This is a genomic window from Flavobacterium niveum (assembly GCF_055231775.1).
This window is the reverse complement of record NZ_JBUYSX010000001.1, coordinates 1207981-1230169: the sequence shown is the minus strand read 5'-3', so window position 1 is coordinate 1230169 and position 22189 is coordinate 1207981. Positions and strand designations below refer to the sequence as shown.

The 22189-nt window shown below is 43.0% G+C and carries 24 protein-coding genes; 11 read left to right on the top strand and 13 right to left on the bottom strand.

The window, feature by feature from the left end:
- The first annotated feature begins 17 nt into the window (after positions 1-17).
- From ACZIX4_RS04995 to ACZIX4_RS04985, 3 genes are all read left to right on the top strand, one after another.
- Positions 18-788: a polysaccharide deacetylase family protein gene (locus ACZIX4_RS04995; RefSeq protein WP_463334505.1), complete on the top strand. Its 771-nt coding sequence runs from the start codon at positions 18-20 to the stop codon at positions 786-788.
- Between the two features lie 94 nt (positions 789-882).
- On the top strand, positions 883-1674 hold the full coding sequence (locus tag ACZIX4_RS04990) for a glucose 1-dehydrogenase (protein ID WP_463334504.1): 792 nt from the start codon (positions 883-885) through the stop codon (positions 1672-1674).
- A gap of 538 nt (positions 1675-2212) precedes the next feature.
- Positions 2213-3355 (top strand): serine hydrolase domain-containing protein, encoded by a 1143-nt coding sequence (locus ACZIX4_RS04985; protein ID WP_463334503.1) that lies wholly within the window; start codon positions 2213-2215, stop codon positions 3353-3355.
- Positions 3356-3708: 353 nt separating this feature from the next.
- On the opposite strand, the gene sucD is transcribed toward ACZIX4_RS04985, so the two are convergent.
- The 11 genes from sucD to ACZIX4_RS04930 form a co-directional block, all read right to left on the bottom strand.
- On the bottom strand, positions 3709-4581 hold the full coding sequence (gene sucD, locus ACZIX4_RS04980; protein WP_463334502.1) for a succinate--CoA ligase subunit alpha: 873 nt from the start codon (positions 4579-4581) through the stop codon (positions 3709-3711).
- A 110-nt stretch (positions 4582-4691) separates the two neighbouring features.
- Positions 4692-5834 (bottom strand): hypothetical protein, encoded by a 1143-nt coding sequence (locus tag ACZIX4_RS04975; RefSeq protein ID WP_463334501.1) that lies wholly within the window; start codon positions 5832-5834, stop codon positions 4692-4694.
- Positions 5835-6197, bottom strand: coding sequence for a nuclear transport factor 2 family protein (locus ACZIX4_RS04970; RefSeq protein ID WP_463334500.1), 363 nt, complete (start codon positions 6195-6197; stop codon positions 5835-5837).
- Between the two features lie 22 nt (positions 6198-6219).
- Positions 6220-7149 carry a UDP-3-O-(3-hydroxymyristoyl)glucosamine N-acyltransferase gene (locus ACZIX4_RS04965; RefSeq protein ID WP_463334499.1) on the bottom strand — a complete coding sequence of 310 codons (930 nt, stop codon included), beginning with the start codon at positions 7147-7149 and terminating at the stop codon, positions 6220-6222.
- Between the two features lie 48 nt (positions 7150-7197).
- Positions 7198-7596 carry a PIN domain-containing protein gene (locus ACZIX4_RS04960; RefSeq protein ID WP_463334498.1) on the bottom strand — a complete coding sequence of 133 codons (399 nt, stop codon included), beginning with the start codon at positions 7594-7596 and terminating at the stop codon, positions 7198-7200.
- On the bottom strand, positions 7593-7778 hold the full coding sequence (locus ACZIX4_RS04955; protein WP_463334497.1) for a hypothetical protein: 186 nt from the start codon (positions 7776-7778) through the stop codon (positions 7593-7595). The genes ACZIX4_RS04960 and ACZIX4_RS04955 overlap by 4 nt, the downstream gene beginning before the upstream one ends.
- 144 nt (positions 7779-7922) lie before the next feature.
- Complete coding sequence (gene efp, locus ACZIX4_RS04950) at positions 7923-8489, bottom strand: elongation factor P (protein ID WP_463334496.1); 567 nt, start codon at positions 8487-8489, stop codon at positions 7923-7925.
- A 56-nt stretch (positions 8490-8545) separates the two neighbouring features.
- A complete protein-coding gene (gene lpxA / locus ACZIX4_RS04945; protein WP_463334495.1) occupies positions 8546-9331 on the bottom strand; it encodes an acyl-ACP--UDP-N-acetylglucosamine O-acyltransferase in 786 nt (261 codons plus the stop codon).
- Between the two features lie 14 nt (positions 9332-9345).
- A complete protein-coding gene (locus ACZIX4_RS04940) occupies positions 9346-10737 on the bottom strand; it encodes a bifunctional UDP-3-O-[3-hydroxymyristoyl] N-acetylglucosamine deacetylase/3-hydroxyacyl-ACP dehydratase (protein WP_463334494.1) in 1392 nt (463 codons plus the stop codon).
- A gap of 21 nt (positions 10738-10758) precedes the next feature.
- Positions 10759-11781 (bottom strand): UDP-3-O-(3-hydroxymyristoyl)glucosamine N-acyltransferase, encoded by a 1023-nt coding sequence (lpxD, locus tag ACZIX4_RS04935; protein ID WP_463334493.1) that lies wholly within the window; start codon positions 11779-11781, stop codon positions 10759-10761.
- A 23-nt stretch (positions 11782-11804) separates the two neighbouring features.
- Complete coding sequence (locus tag ACZIX4_RS04930) at positions 11805-13049, bottom strand: HD domain-containing protein (protein ID WP_463334492.1); 1245 nt, start codon at positions 13047-13049, stop codon at positions 11805-11807.
- A gap of 188 nt (positions 13050-13237) precedes the next feature.
- Between ACZIX4_RS04930 and ACZIX4_RS04925 the strand changes: the two genes are divergently transcribed.
- The gene (locus ACZIX4_RS04925) at positions 13238-13525 is read left to right on the top strand and encodes a hypothetical protein (protein WP_463334491.1); all 288 of its coding nucleotides are present in this window, start codon (positions 13238-13240) and stop codon (positions 13523-13525) included.
- Positions 13526-13776: 251 nt separating this feature from the next.
- Positions 13777-14301 carry a M23 family metallopeptidase gene (locus tag ACZIX4_RS04920; RefSeq protein ID WP_463334490.1) on the top strand — a complete coding sequence of 175 codons (525 nt, stop codon included), beginning with the start codon at positions 13777-13779 and terminating at the stop codon, positions 14299-14301.
- A 45-nt stretch (positions 14302-14346) separates the two neighbouring features.
- On the opposite strand, the gene ACZIX4_RS04915 is transcribed toward ACZIX4_RS04920, so the two are convergent.
- A complete protein-coding gene (locus ACZIX4_RS04915; RefSeq protein ID WP_463334489.1) occupies positions 14347-14745 on the bottom strand; it encodes a hypothetical protein in 399 nt (132 codons plus the stop codon).
- A 257-nt stretch (positions 14746-15002) separates the two neighbouring features.
- Between ACZIX4_RS04915 and porX the strand changes: the two genes are divergently transcribed.
- The 4 genes from porX (at position 15003) to nfi (ending at position 19200) form a co-directional block, all read left to right on the top strand.
- Positions 15003-16556: a T9SS response regulator signal transducer PorX gene (porX, locus tag ACZIX4_RS04910; protein WP_463334488.1), complete on the top strand. Its 1554-nt coding sequence runs from the start codon at positions 15003-15005 to the stop codon at positions 16554-16556.
- Between the two features lie 254 nt (positions 16557-16810).
- A complete protein-coding gene (gene tsaE, locus ACZIX4_RS04905) occupies positions 16811-17218 on the top strand; it encodes a tRNA (adenosine(37)-N6)-threonylcarbamoyltransferase complex ATPase subunit type 1 TsaE (protein ID WP_463334487.1) in 408 nt (135 codons plus the stop codon).
- 52 nt (positions 17219-17270) lie between these two features.
- Positions 17271-18464, top strand: coding sequence for an alanine dehydrogenase (locus ACZIX4_RS04900; RefSeq protein ID WP_463334486.1), 1194 nt, complete (start codon positions 17271-17273; stop codon positions 18462-18464).
- A 19-nt stretch (positions 18465-18483) separates the two neighbouring features.
- Positions 18484-19200, top strand: a complete 717-nt coding sequence (gene nfi / locus ACZIX4_RS04895; RefSeq protein ID WP_463334485.1) for a deoxyribonuclease V — start codon at positions 18484-18486, stop codon at positions 19198-19200.
- Positions 19201-19276: 76 nt separating this feature from the next.
- Here the strand turns inward: nfi and glmM are convergent, their stop codons facing one another.
- Positions 19277-20671, bottom strand: coding sequence for a phosphoglucosamine mutase (gene glmM, locus ACZIX4_RS04890; protein WP_463334484.1), 1395 nt, complete (start codon positions 20669-20671; stop codon positions 19277-19279).
- A 206-nt stretch (positions 20672-20877) separates the two neighbouring features.
- Here glmM and ACZIX4_RS04885 point away from each other — a divergent pair, with 206 nt between their 5' ends.
- Together ACZIX4_RS04885 and ACZIX4_RS04880 are read left to right on the top strand one after the other, a co-directional pair.
- Positions 20878-21462, top strand: a complete 585-nt coding sequence (locus tag ACZIX4_RS04885; RefSeq protein WP_463334483.1) for an acyl carrier protein phosphodiesterase — start codon at positions 20878-20880, stop codon at positions 21460-21462.
- A complete protein-coding gene (locus ACZIX4_RS04880; RefSeq protein WP_463334482.1) occupies positions 21462-22127 on the top strand; it encodes a DNA alkylation repair protein in 666 nt (221 codons plus the stop codon). The genes ACZIX4_RS04885 and ACZIX4_RS04880 overlap by 1 nt, the downstream gene beginning before the upstream one ends.
- Positions 22128-22189 lie beyond the last annotated feature (62 nt).

Here is a 22189-nt window from a genome sequence, read left to right as displayed (position 1 = left end):
AGAAACCAGTCAACCAAATGCACACATTCAGGCAGTTTTTGCTTACGATTAGTATTGCCGTATTTTTTGTATCGTGTACCACAGATGACTCCGCTGAGGATTATACAGATGGTAACCAGGGCGGTATAGTACTTACCTTTGACGATGTTTTTGTAGACGAATGGTATGCGGCTGATAACGTAATGGCTGCATACAACTGGAAAGCTACTTTTTTCGTTACCAAATATGCCGAACTTACACCCCAGCAAAAGGAAAAACTGCATACACTAAACAGCCACGGCCATGAAATTGGCGGACACGGCCTGAACCATATTAAGGCAACCGAATACATTGCCCAACACGGTATTGACGCCTACATCGATGCTGAGATTACCCCGATGCTGGAACTGATGCAAAGTGATGGTTTCAACATAAAAACATTTGCATACCCCTATGGCGACCGTTCGCCTCAGACTGATGAAAAGCTTTGCAACTACTTTGATATTGTTAGGGCTACTGCCTACGGGCACGATAAACCCGAAAAGCAAACCTGTTATTACAAAGGCAGTAACGTTATCTATGCGCTGGGCATTGACGACAGTTACCACGCCAGTACAGATTACCTCATAAGCCTGCTGAAATATGCTAAAAAGCACAATAAAATAGTGATATTTTACGGGCATAAGATTGTTAATACCGTAAGCGGTAGCTATGAAACACCCATAAGCAAGCTGAAAAAAATATGCGAATACGCACATAAAAACAACATGAAGTTTTATACTGCTGACGAATTAAAAACACTGCATTAATTCATTGCTTTAAAAAGAAACAATTAACACTCCCTTAACCGTGAAATGCGCCGTTGGTTTGTAATTTTATAGGACAAACAAATTACAATAAATCATGAGTTCATTTAACGGAAAAACCATAATTGTTACCGGTGCAGGCATGGGTCTTGGCCTGGCAGCTGCCAAAGTACTGGCCGGAAAAGGCGCTAACCTTACCCTTGTAGATTATAACGAAGAAGCCCTTAATAAGGCAAAATCAGAAATAACATCGGCCCAGCCAAATGCTAAAGTACTAACAGTTGTAGCCAACGTAGCCGACGAACAAGCCGTGAAAAACTACGTAGACAAAACCGTTGCCGAATTTGGCACAATCGACGGATTTTACAACAATGCCGGTATAGAAGGCAAACAGGCACCGCTTGTAGAATACGATATTGAAGTGTTTAAAAAAGTAATAGACATCAACCTGCTTGGCGTATACTACGGCATGCGTTATGTAATTCCCGTAATGCAAAAGAATGGTGGCGGCCGCATTGTAAATGTAGCATCGGTAGGTGGTATACGCGGTGTGGTAAACCAAACGGCTTATGTGGCTACCAAGCACGCCGTATCGGGCATGACCAAAAATGCCGCTATAGAGTATGGCAAAGATGGTATATATACCAATGCCATAGCTCCCGGTGCAATCCTTACCCCTATGGTTGCTGAAGCCTTTAAACAGGTTAACCCATCTGACCCTAAAGCTGCTGAAACCGAATACGCACAACGTAACCCTACCCGCAGGCTGGGCCAGCCGGAAGAAGTTGGCAAGCTGGTAGCCTTCTTACTTAGCGATGACTGTGCTTATGTAAACGGGCAAACCATAGCCATAGACGGCGGCGAAAGCAACCTTTACGGCAATTCATAATTTTTATAATAACACATCTTAAGGCAACGGGTGGCATATGTTATTGATGTAGCCCGTTTTTTATTAGCTCGGCTAAAACTAACTTATGTTAGAAAATTTGCCTGAAAAGATATTGCATTATATCAGAGACTAATGCACTTCTCTTAGCATTTTCCGTCAGGGTTGCCATTGGGTCGTAGGTGTATTCCAAGTTCCCAGTAACCCTTGGGTTCTTAAATCCTTGGGTACTCCCTGAACCATTCGATACCATTTGAAGTGTGTTGGTATCACTATAATAAGTATAGGCGCGTTGTATGCACTTTACAGGCGAAAAGGTCGCTACCTAAATTATCGACATCGTTAATATCTGTCAGCCAGCTACAGGCAAGACCTTGGTTATCCATAATCTGTACAAGATTTGATACTTGAAAACAATAAGACGATCTTTTTCAAGATGGTCAGTTGATATTGCTCTCAAAATTGTTCTTTGTTTTTAAAAAAGCATCTAACTTAGCTCCTGATATATTAAAAAAATATCGGTCGAGAATGATTGTTAACCATGCTGTCCGATATCGATCTCTTACTCGTGCATGGTCAAGAAAATAAGCAATCACTTTCAAAAGACCATGTTCAGTCCATGAACAGCTTTGCCATTTTATTTATTTGCAGAACAAATATGAAATCGATCAACCTTATATTCTTCTTAATATCATTATTAGTGTCAGGATGTCAAACTACTGGTCAAACGCCTATTGAAGTAGTCGATGATTATTATCAACGTGGAAAATTCAACGGAAGCATATTGATCACCCGGCATGACAGCGTTGTGGTCGATACCGTGCTAGGCTACCAGGATCTGAAGACAAAAGCCGTACTTAATAAAGAGACACCCTTTTATATTGCTTCATTGAGTAAATCTATAACAGCCATTGCGGTTTCGCTTATGGTAGAAAAAGGATTGCTTTCATTGGATGATAAGGCCATGAAATTTGTTGAGAACCTTCCGGCTTACGCCCGGAATATTACAATAAGGGAATTGCTAAATCATACTTCTGGAATAAGGGATTACGAAAATAAACTCAAAAAGAAAGGTCTGACCAATAACGATGTCGTTCATTGGCTTCATGGTCAGGATGGGTTGGCATTTAAACCCGGAACAAAATTCCAATACAGCAATTCCGGTTATATCGTTTTGTCATTGATTATCGAAAAAGTCTCCAAAATGACCTACGGGGAATTTTTAAAAAACAATATTTTCGATCCACTACAGATGCATCATACGACGGTGTATGAGTCAAATACATTTATACCTGAAAAGGCTATCGGGTATAACAGCCATAAGCAAGTAGATGATTATTCCATACTGACAACCGGCGATGGCGGAATCTATTCCACAGCGGAAGACCTTTACAAACTGGACAAAGCATTAAGAACATATTTACTTTTATCGGAAGAAAGTACGAGGCGGCTATATCAAACACCGGTATTGCAAGATGGAAGCCCTTCGGAATATGGAGCAGGTTGGTTCGTTGAAAAAGCTGATGGAGGCATGGTCACCCAACATACAGGTGGACTGGCCGGCTTTAGAGCGCTTTTTTGGAGGGATTTAAAGAACGGCAACACAATCATTGCACTTACCAATCATGGTGATGCCTTTCCCATATTTAACTTTAAGAATGACATACAAAAAACCTTGAAATAAATATACCTAACAGATCCCGCAACTTTTTAACAATCATATCCGGGTTCCCTATAGCAGTCAATTTGTTAATTATCAGCAGGAAATCTTGGTAACGACTTTAAAAGCTTTACTAGCATTGTAGGCGTCGTCATTATTGAAAAATGCAGCATCGTTATTAAAAATCAGGAAGGTCAAATATACGGTTAACAAGTTATAGTTATTGAAAGCTTTGCCCGTCGGAATTATTAATATATTTCACTGAGCAAATGCCCTCAGTACTTTTTAAGATAAAGCCTCTTAACTTTGTAAAGGCGATTTGAAACAAAAAAACCGGGACTGTTAATCCCGGCTTCTATATGGTGTAAGGTTAAAAATTAACCTAATACTTCTTTAACTTTTTTACCGATTTCGGCTGGAGAGTCAACAACGTGTATACCGTTTTCCCTCATAATGCGTTTTTTGGCTTCAGCTGTATCATCAGCACCACCTACAATAGCACCTGCATGGCCCATGGTACGGCCTTTAGGGGCAGTTTCACCGGCTATGAAACCGATAACTGGCTTGCGGTTACCATCAGCTTTAACCCATTTAGCAGCGTCAGCTTCAAGCTGGCCACCGATTTCACCTATCATAATGATGGCTTCAGTTTCAGGGTCGTTCATAAGAAGCTCCACAGCCTCTTTAGTAGTAGTACCAATGATTGGGTCACCACCGATACCGATAGCTGTAGTAATACCAAGGCCTTGTTTTACAACCTGGTCTGCAGCTTCGTACGTAAGGGTACCTGATTTAGATACGATACCTACTTTACCTTTCTTGAATACAAAGCCCGGCATGATACCTACCTTAGCCTCACCCGGAGTAATAACACCAGGGCAGTTAGGGCCTATTAGGCGGCAATCTTTACCTTTAATATAATCATAAGCTTTAATCATGTCTGCTACAGGGATACCTTCAGTAATAGCTATGATTACTTTAATACCTGCTTCGGCAGCTTCCATAATTGCATCAGCAGCAAATGCCGGCGGAACAAAAATGATAGTAGTATCGGCACCTGCAATGTCTACTGCATCTTTCACAGTATTAAATACCGGCTTATCCAGGTGGGTAGAACCGCCTTTACCCGGTGTAACACCGCCTACTACGTTAGTACCATACTCAATCATCTGTGTAGCGTGGAATGTACCCTCGCTTCCGGTAAAGCCCTGTACAATTATTTTAGAATCTTTGTTAACTAGAACACTCATGATATATTGTTTATTGTTTTTCTATTTTGTTTTGCGATACAAAAATAGCGTATTTAACTAATATATACGCACGTTTTTTTATGATTTATATGTGAATTTTACTCTTAAAATCATTCAATCTCTGTTATCTTCTTATTAGGGTAACCTTTATAAAACATTCTTACGTTACTGTCCGGATATTGCTCCCTTAGCCTGTAGCAAAGCCGCTTATAATACCACACCGCATTAAGCGGCCCCTGTGTAGACTGGAGGTGGGTATACCTGGAGAGGCTAAAAATATTTCCTCCCTCGCAAATAGTATTCTTAACATTGTGCATATATGCTTTCCTGAAAGGCCGCATCTTTTCGGTGTCTTTCACGCAAACATATACTTTGTGGTTCTTTCCCGTATACATGCCCGAAGAGAGTTCGAGGGGCCAAAAATGCACAAAACTGCAAAGCGGCAATACGAACCAAAATATCCCGATAATCGCTTTTGTATGAAGTGGCAACACCTGCCCGTAATTTGCACGTTGTACACTTACAGGTTTATTTGTTGTAAGATACAGCAGGTAGATAATCGTTATAATATTCCAAGGGACTATAGAATTAAAAGGCTGGTGTTCTAATACTATTTTAAAAAATAAAATGAACAGGTGCATGGGTACTAAAATGAATACCGCAGTTTTTTTATCTTTTAAAAATACCAATAAAAGGCCCGCAGCTGCTTCTACAATGCTCATGGTAAGCCCTGCGTAGTGTAGTATAGGGGTAATTTGTGAATCATAAAAAAAGACCTTCCTTAAAAAAAACGAATCCCATATATAATGGAGAAAAGCGCCGTTAAATTTATGGAGTCCGCTAAAAAAATAGGTCGATGCCAGTATGTACACAACTACCTGCCTGAAATAAACGGGCTTACTAAAATATACGGCAAAATACCCAAAGAAAAATAAGTACATATACTCCCACGCCTGTAACCTGAGGGCATCGAGCATTACCGAAAACACTTCAACAAACATAAATGCTACAATAAGCCATCTTACAGGCCTTATGAGTATTGTTGTTAATAATGCTAATGACAGTACATATAACAGCAAATGCAATTGCGGAGGCAAACCGTCTAAAGCTTCTATAAAACTTACGGTAGGCAAATCGCGCCCGCCCAGCCAGGATTCATAAGTAAATACTTTACCTGTTATCCAAAAAAAACAGGTGAACCTTAATAGGTTTACCTGTGTTAGTATTTTGTCCTTTATTTGATTTGTAATCATTTAGCTTAACTGCTGTGTCATTACATAACCACGGTATAGCTTGCCGTCCAGCAGTTCCCATATGGACATGCTCAGTGACAGCTCTTTTTCTTCAAGCGGGTTATCGGGCGTAGTAATATAATTTATATAGCGAACCGATACCTTGTTTTCACCCTCGGCAAGTACATGGGTTACTTTAAGCCTCAGCGTACTGTATTGTTTACCCGTAAATTCAGAAAAACGTATCAGCTCCTTATAATCCAGTTCCAGGTAGCCGCGCGGGCTGTGCCACTGTACCAAAGCATTCGGGTGCAAAAAATCCTTCACCTTCTCCGGGGTAAGGAGGGCATGGTAATAATCTACTATAAACTGTTTAATATCCATGTATAAAGGAGGGCTAAAGAATTTATTTCAGCTTCTCAAGGATTTCAGGGATGCGCTTCACGTGGGCCATTTGTTTCAGCTTTTCACGAGACTCTTCTGCCGGAGAACCGAAGTAAACCTTACCACCTTCAAGCGATTTGGCTACACCGGTCTGTGCCAGTATTACGGCCTTAGTACCTATGGTTATGGCGCTGGTAACCCCTACCTGGCCCCACATGGTAACCTCGTCTTCTACCACTACACAACCGGCAATGCCGGTTTGTGATGCTATCAGGCATTTTTTGCCGATAACCGTATCGTGGCCTATGTGTACCTGGTTGTCTATCTTGGTACCGGCACCTATGGTAGTATCTCCGGTAACGCCCTTGTCTATAGTACAAAGTGCGCCTATGCCCACGTTGTCTTCTATAACAACGCGTCCGCACGACAGCAGCTGGTCAAAACCTTCGGGGCGTTTTTTGTAGTAAAAAGCATCGCCGCCAAGTACCGTACCCGCGTGGATAATTACATTATCACCAATAACAGTATTGTCATAAATGGCAACATTACTGTGTATGAGGCAATTTTTACCAATGGTTACATTATTACCCACAAAGGTATTCGGCTGTATTACCGTCCCCTCGCCTATTACAGCCGTAGGGGCTACGATAGCAGTAGCCGGTTGGAATGGCCTGAAGTGGGTGCTTATCTTATTAAAGTCCCTGAACGGGTCGTCTGAAATAAGCAGCGCTTTCCCTTCAGGGCAATCTACTTTTTTGTTGATTAAAACAATGGTAGCGGCAGACTGCAACGCCTTGTCATAATATTTCGGGTGGTCTACAAACACTATATCGCCGGGCTCCACTACGTGGATTTCGTTCATCCCGTGAACCGGGAAATTATCATCACCCACATATTCACTGCCTATAATCGCAGCGATATCCTTTAATGCCTGTATGCTTGGAAATTTCATTTACTTTTCTTTATTTTTTATAAAGGCTTTTTTTAAGTTCGGAAGTTGTTATACATATATCATGTCCCTTAGCTTTAAGGCCTTTGATAAGCACTTATCCCCCGTCCATAATTTATGCCCGGTATGTAAGTGCAATGCAACAAAATATTTATCATCAATATCTATATCCCTAAGGATTTCTGCAGCACTTTCTATATCCTTTTTAGGAATTATTCTTATGTCATAAATCTTTATACGTTCCTTTAAAAACGCAAATTCTTCCTTAATTTCCTGTTTAGTAAGCGAAGAAAGCATCATTATTTTATCAATATGCTTTTCAACCTCTTCTATAAGATATTGGGGTGCCAAAAGCTGGATATGGCTTTTACTTTTCAGTATTTCAGATACAGAGCCACCAGGTGTTATAAGATAGCTGAATATGATGTTACTGTCAGTAATTACAATCATTTGTTGTATTCTCTGTCTAAACGCTGGTTTAAACTTTTGTTTACCTCTTTAGACAAATCCATAATATCTTTTGCACTGGCCTTTTTCATTATTGCTGTTTTTACAAACGGCAATTTTTCAAGATACTCAAGCAATGCCTGGGCTTCTTTTTTGCGAGGATCTAATTTTATTACAACTTCCATGGCATTAATTTTACCCAAATTTACAAAAAATAGTCCCTCAATAATTTCAAAAATTATTTAATATAAAAATGTAACAATTCAAAAGCTTTAAAAAATAGTAGCCTAAGAATTGTTACATTTTTATATTGATGAATAACCAATTGGTTATTCTTTTACGCGCTCAAGGTATTGGCCTGTAGCGGTATCGATTTTAATTTTGTCGCCTTCGTTAATAAATAACGGTACGTTTACGTTAGCACCTGTTTCCACTTTAGCAGGCTTTGTAGCGTTAGTGGCAGTGTTGCCTTTAACACCCGGCTCAGCGTAAGTAACTTCAAGGATAACAGAAGCAGGCATATCTACAGAAAGCGGCGCTTCAGTTTCAGCATTGATGATAACCATTACGTTTTCACCTTCCTTAAGCAGGTCCGGAGCATCAAGGATATCTTTTTGCAGGGTTATCTGCTCGTAGCTTTCAGCATTCATAAAGTGGAACATATCACCCTCTGCATAAAGGAACTGGAACTTGTGCGTTTCTACCCTTACATCGTCAATTTTATGGCCTGCCGAAAAAGTATTGTCAAGTACTTTACCTGAAGTAAGGCTTTTTAGTTTTGTACGTACGAAAGCTGGGCCTTTACCCGGCTTTACGTGAAGGAATTCGATGATTTTGTAAATATCGTGGTTAAATTTTATGCACAGACCGTTACGTATATCTGATGTACTTGCCATTTTTATTGTTTATTTAAGTGTCTAATTTTTCTTTGTTGTATATAGCATACCGTTGCTTACAGCCCGCCGGTATAGCCTTTCATAATACCGCGCGATGAATTGCGTACTGCCATGATAATTTCATCACGTTCAGGGGTAGCCTCCATTTCGGCTTCCACTATTTCTATGGCCTGGGTGGTGTTGTAGTTCTTTTGGTACAGGATACGGTAAATGTTTTGTATCTCGGTGATTTTCTCCGGAGAGAATCCCCTTCTCCTTAGGCCAACCGAGTTGATACCCACATACGAAAGCGGCTCACGCGCTGCTTTTACATAAGGCGGAACGTCTTTACGCACAAGCGAACCACCGGTTACAAACGCGTGGTTACCTATGGTAGAGAACTGGTGTACCGCCACCATACCTGCAAGTACCACGTAGTCGCCTACGGTGATGTGGCCTGCAAGGTTAGTATTGTTACTGAAAATACAGTAGTTGCCCACCATACAGTCGTGTGCTATGTGCGAGTATGCCATTACCAGGCAGTTGTTACCTATAACGGTCTTCATCCTGTCTGATGTACCACGGTTTATGGTAACACATTCGCGGATCGTGGTGTTGTCGCCTATTTCGGCAGTGGTTTCTTCACCCTGGTATTTAAGGTCCTGTGGCGGTGCAGAGATTACCGCGCCCGGAAATATGTTACAGTTTTTGCCAATGCGGGCACCTTCCATAATGGTAACGTTAGATCCTATCCAGGTTCCTTCGCCTATAACCACATTGTTATGGATGGTGGTAAACGGTTCTATCACCACGTTTTTGGCTATTTTAGCCCCCGGGTGTACGTATGCTAAGGGTTGATTCATACCTTATTGTTCGTTTAGTTTGATGATTTAGCTATTTGGGCCATAAGTTCGGCTTCTGCTACCAGCTTGCCGTTTGCGTAGGCATTGGCCTGCATGTGGCAAATACCGCGGCGTATCGGCGAAAGCAGGTCACACTTAAATACAAGCGTATCGCCCGGAAGTACCTTATGCTTGAACTTTACGTTGTCTATCTTCATAAAGTACGTAAGGTAGTTTTCAGGATCCGGAACGGTGCTCAGTATCAGTATACCGCCGGTTTGTGCCATAGCCTCTACAATAAGCACGCCCGGCATAACCGGCGCACCCGGGAAGTGCCCCACGAAGAAGTTCTCGTTCATGGTTACGTTCTTCTGGCCTACCACATGGGTATCGCTCATTTCTATGATTTTATCTACCAATAGGAATGGCGGCCTGTGCGGCAGCATGCTCATTATTTTATGGATGTCCATAAGCGGCTCTTTGTTCAGGTCGTAAGTAGGAACAAAGTTGCGCTGCTCTATCTTTATAATCTTCGAAAGTTTCTTGGCAAATTGCGTATTCACAAAGTGTCCGGGCTTGTTGGCTATCACCTTACCTTTAATGCGTGTGCCTATAAGGGCAAGGTCGCCTATAACGTCAAGCAGTTTGTGGCGTGCCGCCTCGTTAGGGTAATGCAGCGTAAGGTTATCCAGTATGCCGTTTGGCTTTACTGTGATGCTCTCCTTACCAAAGGCTGCCTTAAGGCGCTCCATGGTTTCAGGGGAAATTTCCTTATCTACATATACGATGGCATTGTTAAGGTCGCCACCTTTTATAAGGCCGTGCTCCAGCAGGGTTTCCAGCTCGTGCAGGAAACTGAAGGTACGCGCATCTGAAATTTCGGCTTTAAAATCGGCCATGGTTTTCAGGGTGGCGTTTTGGGTGCCCAATACTTTGGTACCAAAGTCTACCATGGTAGTTACTTGGTATTCATCGGCAGGCATAACGATGATTTCGCTGCCTGTATTTTCATCGGTATACGAAATAACTTCTTTTACCACATATACTTTACGCTCGGCATCCTGCTCCTCTACACCTACTTTTTCTATGGCTTCCACAAAAAACTTAGAAGACCCATCCATAATAGGAGGTTCGCTGGCATCGAGCTCTATGATTACGTTGTCTACGTCACAACCCACAAAAGCAGCAAGTACGTGTTCAGACGTTTGAATCTTAACACCTTTCTTTTCAAGGTTTGTACCGCGCTGGGTATTTACTACATAATTGGCATCCGCTTCAATAACCGGCTGGCCTTCCAGGTCTACCCGAACAAAAGTATAACCGTTGTTTACAGGTGCAGGTTTAAAAGTCATTGTAACTTCCTTGCCTGTGTGAAGGCCCACACCCTTTAATGAGATCTCACTTTTGATTGTGGTTTGTTTCACCATTAGTATTTGTGTTTTATTCGTTTATTCTTTGTTCACTTTTTTCAGGTTGTCTATTTCGGCAACGATTTTCGGCAGGTTGCGGAAATGTACATACGACTTATTAAAATCGGTATACCCCATGGCCGGGCTGCCCTGTATGGCTTCCCCGTCAGGGATGTTACGGCCTACGCCGCTCTGTGCCTGTATGCGTACGTTATTGCCTATGGTAAGGTGGCCTACTATGCCTACCTGCCCGCCTATGATACAGTTTTTACCAATTTTGGTAGAACCTGCAACACCGGTTTGCGAAGCTATAACGGTATTTTCACCTATAACCACATTGTGGGCTATCTGTATCTGGTTGTCCAGCTTCACTCCTTTTTTGATTACTGTACTGCCCAGGGTAGCACGGTCTATAGTGGTACAGGCGCCTACGTCTACATTATCTTCAAGGATAACGTTTCCTATCTGCGGCACCTTGCTGTACTCGCCTTCTTCATTTGGCGTATATCCAAAACCGTCAGACCCTATAATAGAACCCGAGTGTATAGTACACCCGCTGCCAATAACCGTTTCGCTGTATACGCGTACGCCGGCAAACAGTATACTGTTATCGCCTATGGTTACGTTATCGCCTACAAAGGTATTGGGGTAAATTTTTACGTTGTTTCCTATCTTCACATTTTTGCCAATGTAGCAAAACGCGCCCAGGTACAGGTGGTCGCCGTAGGTAACACCTTCTGATACAAATGAAGGCTGCTCTATGCCACTCTTCATCAGCTTTACCTGGTTGTAGTATTCCAGCAGCTTAGAGAACGCCTTGTAGGCATCGTCTACCTTAATAAGTGTGGTAGTGATGGGCGCATCGGGCTCAAAAGTACGGTTTACAATAGTTATCGAAGCCTGGGTGGTATATATATAAGGAGTGTACTTCGGGTTGGCCAAAAATGTAATGCCGCCTTCAGTACCTTCTTCAATTTTAGTAAGGGTATGTACCTCGGCTTGCGGGTTTCCCACTACATCGCCTTCCAGTACGCCTGCTATTTGTTCTGCTGTAAATTTCATCCCGACAAAAATAAAAAATTAAATTAAATCGCCGCTTCTTCCAAAAGATGTTTTGGATAACACACATAGTACTTGGTTACCGGCCTTGATAACGCTTTAAGGTTCAGCTGGTCACTAGCCTCTATAACGTCTTCTACGGTGCGGTCTTTGTGTAGTATGTGTATCGGTTCACCCTCCTTATTATAGGCCTGGTTTTTCACTTTTCCTTCAAAAACGAAATATTTTGCATCCTTTTCCGGGATTCCCAGCTTAGCCGAAACCCTTTTGCGCAACTCTGCCACTTCCTCCCTGCTCGCCTTGTCCGATTGCAAACGTATCTTCGGCAGGTCGCGGTTGATGATCATTTTGCTCAACTCCCTCAGCACAAAATCATCGTGGAACTGCCAACCTTTTATCGCACCTATAATATCAAAATCATCCAGGTATGAGAACTTCTTCAGCACATCGGGGGTAAAATCCTCCTTGTTAATAGTATGCTTCATAAAGAACATCAGCGGCTCGCTGGCGTGTATCTCTACACCTTCGTGCAACAGCTGGCGGGCGCGCTTCAGTATCTTGGTCAGTATCAGTTCGGCAGCCACACTGGTTTTGTGCAGGTAGGCCTGCCAGTACATAAGGCGGCGTGCTACAATGAATTTCTCCACGCTGTATATGCCCTTCTCCTCTATTACCAGCTTATCGTCCTCTACGTTGAACATTTGTATAAGGCGTTCGCTGTTTATGTTACCCTCGGCCACACCGCTGTAAAAACTGTCGCGCTTCAGGTAGTCCATACGGTCCATATCCAGCTGGCTCGATATAAGCTGCAACATGAACTTACGGTGGTACTCACCCCTGAAAATCTGTATGGCAAGGCTCAGCTTACCGTTAAAGGTTTCGTTAAGGCTGTCCATAAATATCAGCGAAATATCCTCATGGCTTACGCCTTCTACGATGCTGTGCTCCATGGCATGACTGAAAGGCCCGTGGCCAATGTCGTGCAGCAGTATGGCGATGCACAGGGCATTTTCTTCCTCGGCGCTTATGTCTACGCCTTTAAAGCGCAGTACCGAGACCGTGCGCTGCATAATGTGCATGCAGCCCAGTGCATGATGGAAACGCGTGTGGTGCGCCCCTGGATATACCAGGTACGAAAGCCCCATTTGTGTAATGCGCCTAAGCCTCTGGAAATACGGGTGTTGTATAAGGTCGTACAGGAGCGGGTCCGTTATGGAAATGAACCCGTATATAGGATCGTTGAGTATCTTTAGTTTGTTGATGGTGCTCACGCAGCTGTAAAATTTTAACAAAGATATTAAAACCATAGCTATTTTATATATCCCACAGCATTTTAACTCCCGCTGTAAGGTATTTAACGCCAATTGGCAATACGTGTTAAACACAGGTTAATCAGCGGGGAATTATGTGTTTAACTTAAAAAAAATGTTGTAACTTTATATAACAAAATTCGTGAGTTATGAAAGCAACACTATACCTTTCAGCACTATTGCTATGTGGATTGTACGCCCACGCACAGCAAACCGAACGCCCCGATACCGAGCAGCCCGCCGTTACCGTAGCCGATGTAGAACAGGATGCAAAGGAAGCTACCGACCAGCGAAAGGCCTACGAGGCGGAGAAAGATGCCGAAAAGGAAAAAGCTGTTGCCAACAATAGTAATACTACCAAACCTGAACAGGATACGGATACAAAATCCATATATACTTCTACCAGGAAATCTTCAAACAAGCCTGAAAAACAATAATAACGTTATTTTTTGTTACTTAGGTTATTGAAGGAGAGGTCTGCAAAAAGATTTTTGCAGGCCTTTTGTTGTTTATAGACGGCTTGTTTCCGGCGTTCCATTCCGACCGCAGCGCAGCGGAGTGGAGGAATCTCAAAGCATTCATTAAGAGATGTCTCCTATCGTCGACATGGAATACTCAATCGCAAATTACTTATTTAGCAACATCATTTCGTTTGTATAAATATGTACCTTTAACCTAAAACCAACCGATGAAAACCAAAATAAAAAAGAGGTACGTACTCGCAGCCATTATACTTATCGGGCTACTCATACCACAAAAATACAGCGTACCTGTAGCAGGTGCCACCAAAAACAGTTATAACCCAAAATCGTTTTGGTATTACCCTTGGGGCAAGTCCGTCACCCATAAGGGTATTGATATTTTTGCCAGGGAAGGAACGGATGTCAATGCGGCTACATCGGGTTTGGTATTGTATACCGGTACATTAGGTATGGGCGGTAACGTGGTGGTGGTACTCGGCCCGAAATGGCGGCTGCACTACTATGCGCATTTAAAAGACGTACATACCCATACCCTGGGCTGGGCAAGCCGTGGTGAAACCATAGCCACCGTGGGCAGCACCGGTAATGCCGCCGGGAAACCGCCCCACCTGCACTACAGCATGGTAACGCTTATACCCTACCCGTGGCGCATAGACTGCGACCATCAGGGTTGGATGAAGATGTTTTATTTAGATCCCACAGGGTATATTGAGGAGAGTTTTGAGGAATAGTATGGCTACACCTCCGAAAAGTCAGCAGCGTTGAGGAGCGATGGATTAATTTTTTATATTTATTTTGTCAAAAATAATTTTAATGTCATCAATAAATCTCAGTGTATCAAAACTTTTAAATTTATACTTTGATATTATGACAGGTAATTCAACTAAAATCTGATCAAGAGCTTTCTTATTTCTTTGTTCTTGAGTAGCATTAATGAAAAAATCAAAATCCAGCATAATATCAGTATAAAGAGCCTTTTCTTTTTTAATAAATCTGACGCGCTGCTTAAAATTATACTCCGGTTGACGACACATTAAAACAATAAATATATCATTAATGTCATTGCCGTAAAATTTACCATAAAATTCATCTCGTATCTCCCTAATGGGCAATAAATTTATTACTTCACTAACTCTTGTCTCCCACCATGCATCACAGGTTATACCAAAGTCCATATTCAATTTTATATTTTATTCACTCTTAAATTCAAACTAAACCTATTTTCAGAAACTTCTTTCAATTGAGCATCTCGGCACGATATTAGCAATAAAAACCTTAACAAAATTACGTTTCGCATACTTGTTGGTTTTCACAAATATAAGACAAACACCACTCTAACATCGGTGTATTTTATAAAAAATTTAATACTAAAATCGTTAAATAAAACTAACTTGCATACGTTATAACTTCGAACGAAAATTCTTTCATACTTATGAACGAGATAAACATACTATGGGTCGATGACGAGATTGACATGCTGAAGCCCCATATCCTTTTCCTTGAAAAAAAGAACTATACAGTAACCACCGCAAACAACGGCCAGGATGCACTGGAACTGTTTGATAAACAAAACTTCGACATTGTTTTCCTTGATGAAAACATGCCCGGGCTTAGCGGCCTTGAGGTACTGGCCGAAATAAAAGAGAAAAAATCTTCGGTGCCGGTAATCATGATTACTAAAAGCGAGGAGGAAATGATTATGGAGGAAGCCATCGGTTCCAAAATTGCCGATTACCTGATAAAACCCGTAAACCCGAACCAGATACTGCTTTCGCTGAAAAAGAACCTGGACAACTCGCGCCTTGTTTCGAGCAAAACCACGCTGGACTACCAGAAGGAGTTCCGTAAAATATCTATGGATATGGGCATGGTACGCACCTACGAAGACTGGGTGGATATGTACAAAAGGCTTATTTTCTGGGAAATGGAGCTGGAAAACATTGAAGACCAGAGCATGGTTGAGATACTGGAATCGCAAAAAGCAGAAGCCAACTCACAGTTCGGTAAGTTTATAGAGCGCAACTATGAGGACTGGTTCGACCCGAAAGGCGATAAGCCGGTACTGAGCCATAACCTGTTCCGCGAGCTGGTTATCCCCGAAATCAAGAAAAAACAACCTATATTTTTCATTGTAATAGACAACCTGCGCTACGACCAGTGGAAGGCTTTTGAAAGTGTGGTAAACAACCACTACAAACTGGAAAAGGAAGCTGCCTATTTCTCTATCCTGCCTACGGCTACACAGTACGCGCGTAATGCGATTTTTAGCGGGCTTACCCCTCTTGAAATGGAGAAAAAATACCCGCAGTACTGGAAAAACGACGTAGACGACGGCGGTAAAAACCTGTACGAAGCAGAGTTCCTTACCGAACAACTACGCCGCCTGGGCCTTAGCAACCTGAAACAGGAGTACTATAAAATTACCAACTACAGGGACGGTAAAAAGCTTGCCGATAACTTTAAGGCACTTAAAGACAACGATATTACCACCGTAGTGTACAACTTTGTAGACATGCTGAGCCACGCCAAAACCGAAATGGATGTGGTAAAAGAACTGGCAAGTAACGACAAAGCCTATCGTTCGCTTACGCTGAGCTGGTTCCGTAACTCGCCGCTGCTGGAAATGATTCAGCAGGCACAATTGCTGGGCATGCGCCTTATTATCACTACAGACCACGGTACCATAAACTGTAAAAATCCAAGCAAGGTTATCGGCGACCGCAATACCAGCCTTAACCTGCGCTATAAAACCGGCCGCAGCCTTACCTTTGAAGACCGCGATGTGTACCACGTAAAAGACCCGAAAGCCATACAACTGCCTACCATAAACATGAGCAGTTCGTTTATCTTTGCCAAGAACGATTACTTCCTGGCTTACGTTAACAATTACAACCACTACGTAAGTTACTACCGCAATACCTACCAGCACGGAGGTATTTCGCTGGAAGAGATGATTATCCCGTTCCTGGTGTTTAACCCGAAATAATTTATTTGTTTAAGGTTTAAAGTTTCAGGTTGGCTGATGTCCAAAGTTTATTATTGGCATTTGGTGACTTTACAAAATTGTAAAAAATTAAACCACATAGATACATAGTTGCAATACTCGTGTAGCGTTTTTCATAGATAAAGCTGCGCTTTCACAAAGGCTATGTGTAGAATTTATTCTCTATAGTTCCTTTTGCAGAATAAAAGCCTATGTTTCTATGTGGTAGAATTAAAATTTAATCAGACGCTAAACAGATGGAAATAACTTTTTCCCTTGAGGAAATCGACAGCGTGGCAAAAGAAGTTTTGGCGCTAAATATCAAAGACATTATACTTTTCCATGGCGAAATGGGTGCCGGGAAAACCACCTTTATAAAAGCACTGGCAAAACAGCTTGGGGTAACCGATATGACCGGCAGCCCCACGTTTTCGTTGGTAAATGAGTATGCCACCACCGATGGCAAAACGCTGTACCACTTTGACCTGTACCGACTTAACAGCGAGGAGGAAGCCTACGATATGGGTATAGACGAATACTTTTACAGCGGCAACCTGTGCCTTATAGAGTGGCCCGAAAAAACACCCAACCTTATACCGCTGGACCACACTGCCATAAGCATAAGTACCCAGCCTGACGGCAGGCGAAAACTATCTGTAAATTAGTGGGGGCGTTTGCCATTTTTTTGTACATTGTATCAGTTTTTTATAAAACACCATGCCTATAACACCTTTTACCAGACAACAGCTGCTGCCACAGGAAGAGAAGCTTGAAGTAATGAAGCAGCGCGGGGAGCTATTTATTGGTTTGCCAAAAGAAACCTCGTACCAGGAACGCCGTATATGCCTTACCCCCGATGCCGTAAGTTCGCTTGTAGCACACGGCCACAGGGTAATGATGGAAAGCGGTGCGGGCCTTACGGCTTCGTACAGCGACAAGGAATACAGCGAGGCCGGTGCCGAAATAACGCACGACCCTAAAAAAGTATTTGGCTGCCCTATCATCCTTAAAGTGGAACCGCCTACGGTAAAGGAAATAGAGATGATGAATCCTGAAACGCTACTGATTTCGGCCATTCAGCTCAAAACACAAAAAGAAGAATTTTTTCACGCGCTGGAAACCAAAAAGATAACCGCACTGGCCTTTGAATTTATCAAAGATACTGACGGCTCCTACCCTGCCGTAAAATCCCTGAGCGAAATTGCCGGAACGGCTTCGGTGCTTATTGCCGCTGAGCTGATGATAAGCCAGCGCCTGGGCAAAGGCCTGCTGTTTGGCAATATTACCGGTGTGCCGCCTACAGAAGTTGTGATACTGGGCGCCGGTACCGCTGCTGAATTTGCTGCCAAAACCGCCCTTGGCCTTGGTGCCAGCGTTAAGGTGTTTGACAATTCCATAAACAGGCTGCGCAGGCTGCAAAACAACCTGAACCAGCGCATATTTACCAGTACCATACAGGAGAAGGCATTACAAAAAGCCCTGATGCGCTGTGATGTAGCCATTGGCGCCATGCGTGGCAAAAACCGCAGCCCCATTATTGTTACCGAAACCATGGTAGAGCGTATGAAACGCGGTGCCGTGGTAATAGACATTGCCATAGATACAGGCGGCTGCTTTGAAACCAGCGAGGTTACCACGCACGAAAAGCCTACGTTTGTAAAGCATAATGTTACCCATTACTGCGTACCGAATATACCTTCGCGATACAGTAAAACAGCTTCGCTGTCTATCAGTAATATCATTAGCCCATTTTTACTGCAAATGGCGGAAGACGGCGGACTGGAAAGTGCTATGCGTTGCGATGCCGGGCTTAAAAACGGCATCTACATGTACCACGGCAGGCTAACTAATCGCAGCTTAGGCGAATGGTTTGGTATTGATTATACGGATATTAACCTGATTGTGTTTTAGGTTTTTCCTGAAAAACACCATGCAAATCCCCGATTACAACCATACTTCCATAGAAGAGGCAACCCACATCCAGAACCGGATGCGTGGCAGTATTTCGCTGGAAACCTTTCCTAAAAAGATAACCACTATAGCCGGTGCCGATATTTCGCACAATAAAAATTCGGAAACGATATATGCCGGGATAATTGTGCTGAGTTACCCTCACATGGTAGTACAGTCCTACTCACTGGTCGTAGCCGAAACAAAATTCCCGTACGTGCCCGGTTATCTTGGCTTCAGGGAAGTGCCTGCACTATTACAGGCATGGCAAGAGCTGCCTGAAAAGCCGGATGTTATGGTACTCGACGGGCAAGGCATTACCCACCCACGGCAAATGGGCATTGCATCGCACTTTGGTTTACTGGCCGATTGCCCCGCTATAGGTTGCGCCAAAAGCATGCTGTTCGGGAATTTTCCTGATTTGGGTGAACAGAAATTCAGCAACAGCCCCATTACCGCGCCAAACGGAAGCCTGCTGGGCTACGCCCTGCGGACAAAAGATAAAGTAGAACCGGTGTATATTTCGCCCGGGAATAAAATTTCAGTAGATGACAGCCTTGAAATTATGGTACAATGCGTACAACGGCACCGCATCCCCGAACCTACACGGCAGGCGCATGAGTACGTAAACCTATTACGCACCGGGAAATTAAAGCCCGGTTTTCATAAGGCAGATATACAGGGAAGTTTGTTTTAGTCGAAAGTTTGAAAGTCATAAAGTCGAAAGTCCGGTTCTTACACCTTTCGACTTTATGACTTTAGACCTTACAACTTTATGACTGTCCCACAACCTCTTTTATCTCGTCTATAATACGTATAGCAAGCGCATCAGCTTTCTCCTGTGTTTGCGCTTCGGTATAAATACGGATAATCGGCTCGGTATTGCTTTTGCGCAGGTGCACCCATTCTTCAGCAAAGTCGATTTTTACACCGTCAACGGTTGAAATATCCTCATGGGCATATTTCTCCGTCATGGCTACCAGGATAGCATCCACGTCAATCTGTGGGGTAAGCTCTATCTTATTTTTGCTCATGTAGTACTGCGGGTAACTTGCCCTTAGTGCAGCCACATCGGTAATATTATTTTCTGCCAAATAGGTAAGGAACAGCGCCACACCCACAATAGAGTCGCGACCATAGTGCAGCTCAGGGTAAATGATACCACCATTGCCCTCGCCACCTATAATGGCGTTGTTTTTCTTCATCAGTTCCACTACGTTCACCTCGCCTACCGCGCTGGCTTCGTAAGTACCGTTGTGCTTTTGGGTAATATCGCGCAGGGCACGGCTGGACGACATGTTGCTTACCGTATTTCCCGGTGTTTTGCTCAGTACATAATCAGCTATGGCTACAAGGGTGTATTCCTCGCCAAACATTTCACCGTCATTACTTATAAAAGCAAGGCGGTCTACATCCGGGTCTACCACAATACCAAAATCGGCCTGCTCCTCTACAACCAGCTTGCAGATGTCGCCAAGGTGTTCCTTAAGCGGCTCAGGGTTGTGCGGGAAATGGCCGTTTGGCGTGCAGTACAGGCGCACCACCTCTACCCCCATTTGCTCCAGCAGTTTCGGGATAATGATACCACCAGACGAATTAACGCCGTCTACCACTACCTTATATTTCTTTTCTTTAACCAGGTCAACATTTACCAGCGGCAGCTCCAGCACTTCATCAATATGGATGTCCATATAGGCGTCGTTCGGGGTAATTTCACCAAGGTTATCCACATCAGCAAAATCAAAGGCTTCGTCTTCAGCTATCTCAAGGATTTTAGCACCGTCGGCACCACTAAGGAACTCACCTTTTTCATTCAGCAGTTTCAGGGCGTTCCATTGTTTAGGGTTATGGCTTGCTGTGAGTATGATACCACCATCAGCTTTTTCAAGCGGCACGGCTACTTCAACTGTAGGCGTAGTACTCAGGCCAAGGTCGATTACGTTAATGCCAAGCCCCACCAGTGTATTTACCACAAGGTTGTGTATCATAGGCCCCGAAATACGGGCATCGCGGCCTATAACTACTGTTAATTTATCTTTATTGGAATTGTTTTTAAGGAAAGTCCCGTAAGCAGAGGCAAATTTTACCGCATCTACAGGGGTCAGGTTATCACCGGTATTCCCACCAATGGTGCCACGGATACCTGATATTGATTTAATTAGCGTCATTTTAGGTTATTTTGTTCTAAAAACAAAGATAAGGGTTTTAGATTTTTAGATTGTTGGATTTTTAGATTATTAGATACAGGAACACTGATGACACAGATTCAACTGATGTCCAAAGATTTATATTTTACAATCTGATTAACCTGAAGCTTTTTTGCCAACAACTAACAACCGACAACCAACAACCAAAAATTCCTTATATTCGGGATATGAATTTCCTTGCACACATATACCTTTCGGGGGATGACGACAATATTAAAATCGGCAATTTTATGGCCGACAGCATACACGGCAGGCGCCCGGAGAGTTTCCCTCCCGGCATCTGCAAAGGCATTATGCTGCACCGCGCCATAGATACGTTTACCGATGCCCATCCTATATTCAGGCAAAGTACAAAACGCCTGCATGAAAACTACCACCACTATGCGGGTGTGATAGTTGATGTATATTACGACCATTTCCTGGCAAAGAACTGGCACCGGTACCACCCTCAACCGTTAGATGCGTTTGCAGCAGATTTCTACCAACTGCTTACCGATAATTTTGATGTACTGGCCGACCAGACAAAAGAGATGGTGCCACACATGATTAAGAACAACTGGCTGCTGGGCAATGCCCATCTTGACGGCATTGCACGCACACTGCGGCAGATAGACTACCGTACAAAACAACGTTCGGGTATGACCAATGCCATAAATGAACTTCAACAATACTATACTGAATACGAAGCTGAGTTTATCGAGTTCTTTGAAGAAGTACAGCTCCATGTAAAACAGAAACTATCTGAAATGTAATGGGTTTTACAACAGCACTTACACAAAAACTTCAGGACAAGGCTAATGCCGATATTGCCTTGCCAATGGCAAAATACATGAAAAACCTGTTCCCGTTTTTGGGTATAAAGACTGAGGTAAGGCGCGGTATTTTAAAAGAAGCTATTGCCCTGCATAAAGAAGAAGTCAAAGCCAATTACAGACAGATAGCACAGCAACTGTTTACCCTGCCGGAACGTGAATACCATTACTGTGCCATAGATATTTTACTGAAAGAATGGCCTAAGCACTTCACTACGGAAGATATAGAACTTATAGAGGAATTACTGGTCACTCATTCGTGGTGGGACAGCGTAGACCCCATGGCAAAATACCTGCTGGGTGGTTACCTGAAACAGTACCCTGATGCTACAGATGCCGTAATTAAAAAATTTGCTATCTCAAGTAATATGTGGCTGAACCGTTCGGCTATTATTTTCCAGTTGGGTTATAAAAAAGAAACCGATTTGGCACTGTTATTCTCATTATGCGAAAACTTTAGCACTTCGCGTGAGTTTTTCATACAAAAAGCCATAGGTTGGGCATTACGCGAGTGCGCCAAAACCCAGCCGCAGGCCATACGCGATTTCGTAACATCGGCCACACTGAAACCATTAAGCGTACGCGAAGCCTTAAAAAACATCTAAAACAATAGCTTTTTTTGTAGTAAATGGAGTATTTTTGTGATTTAGATACAATCCTGTAATTC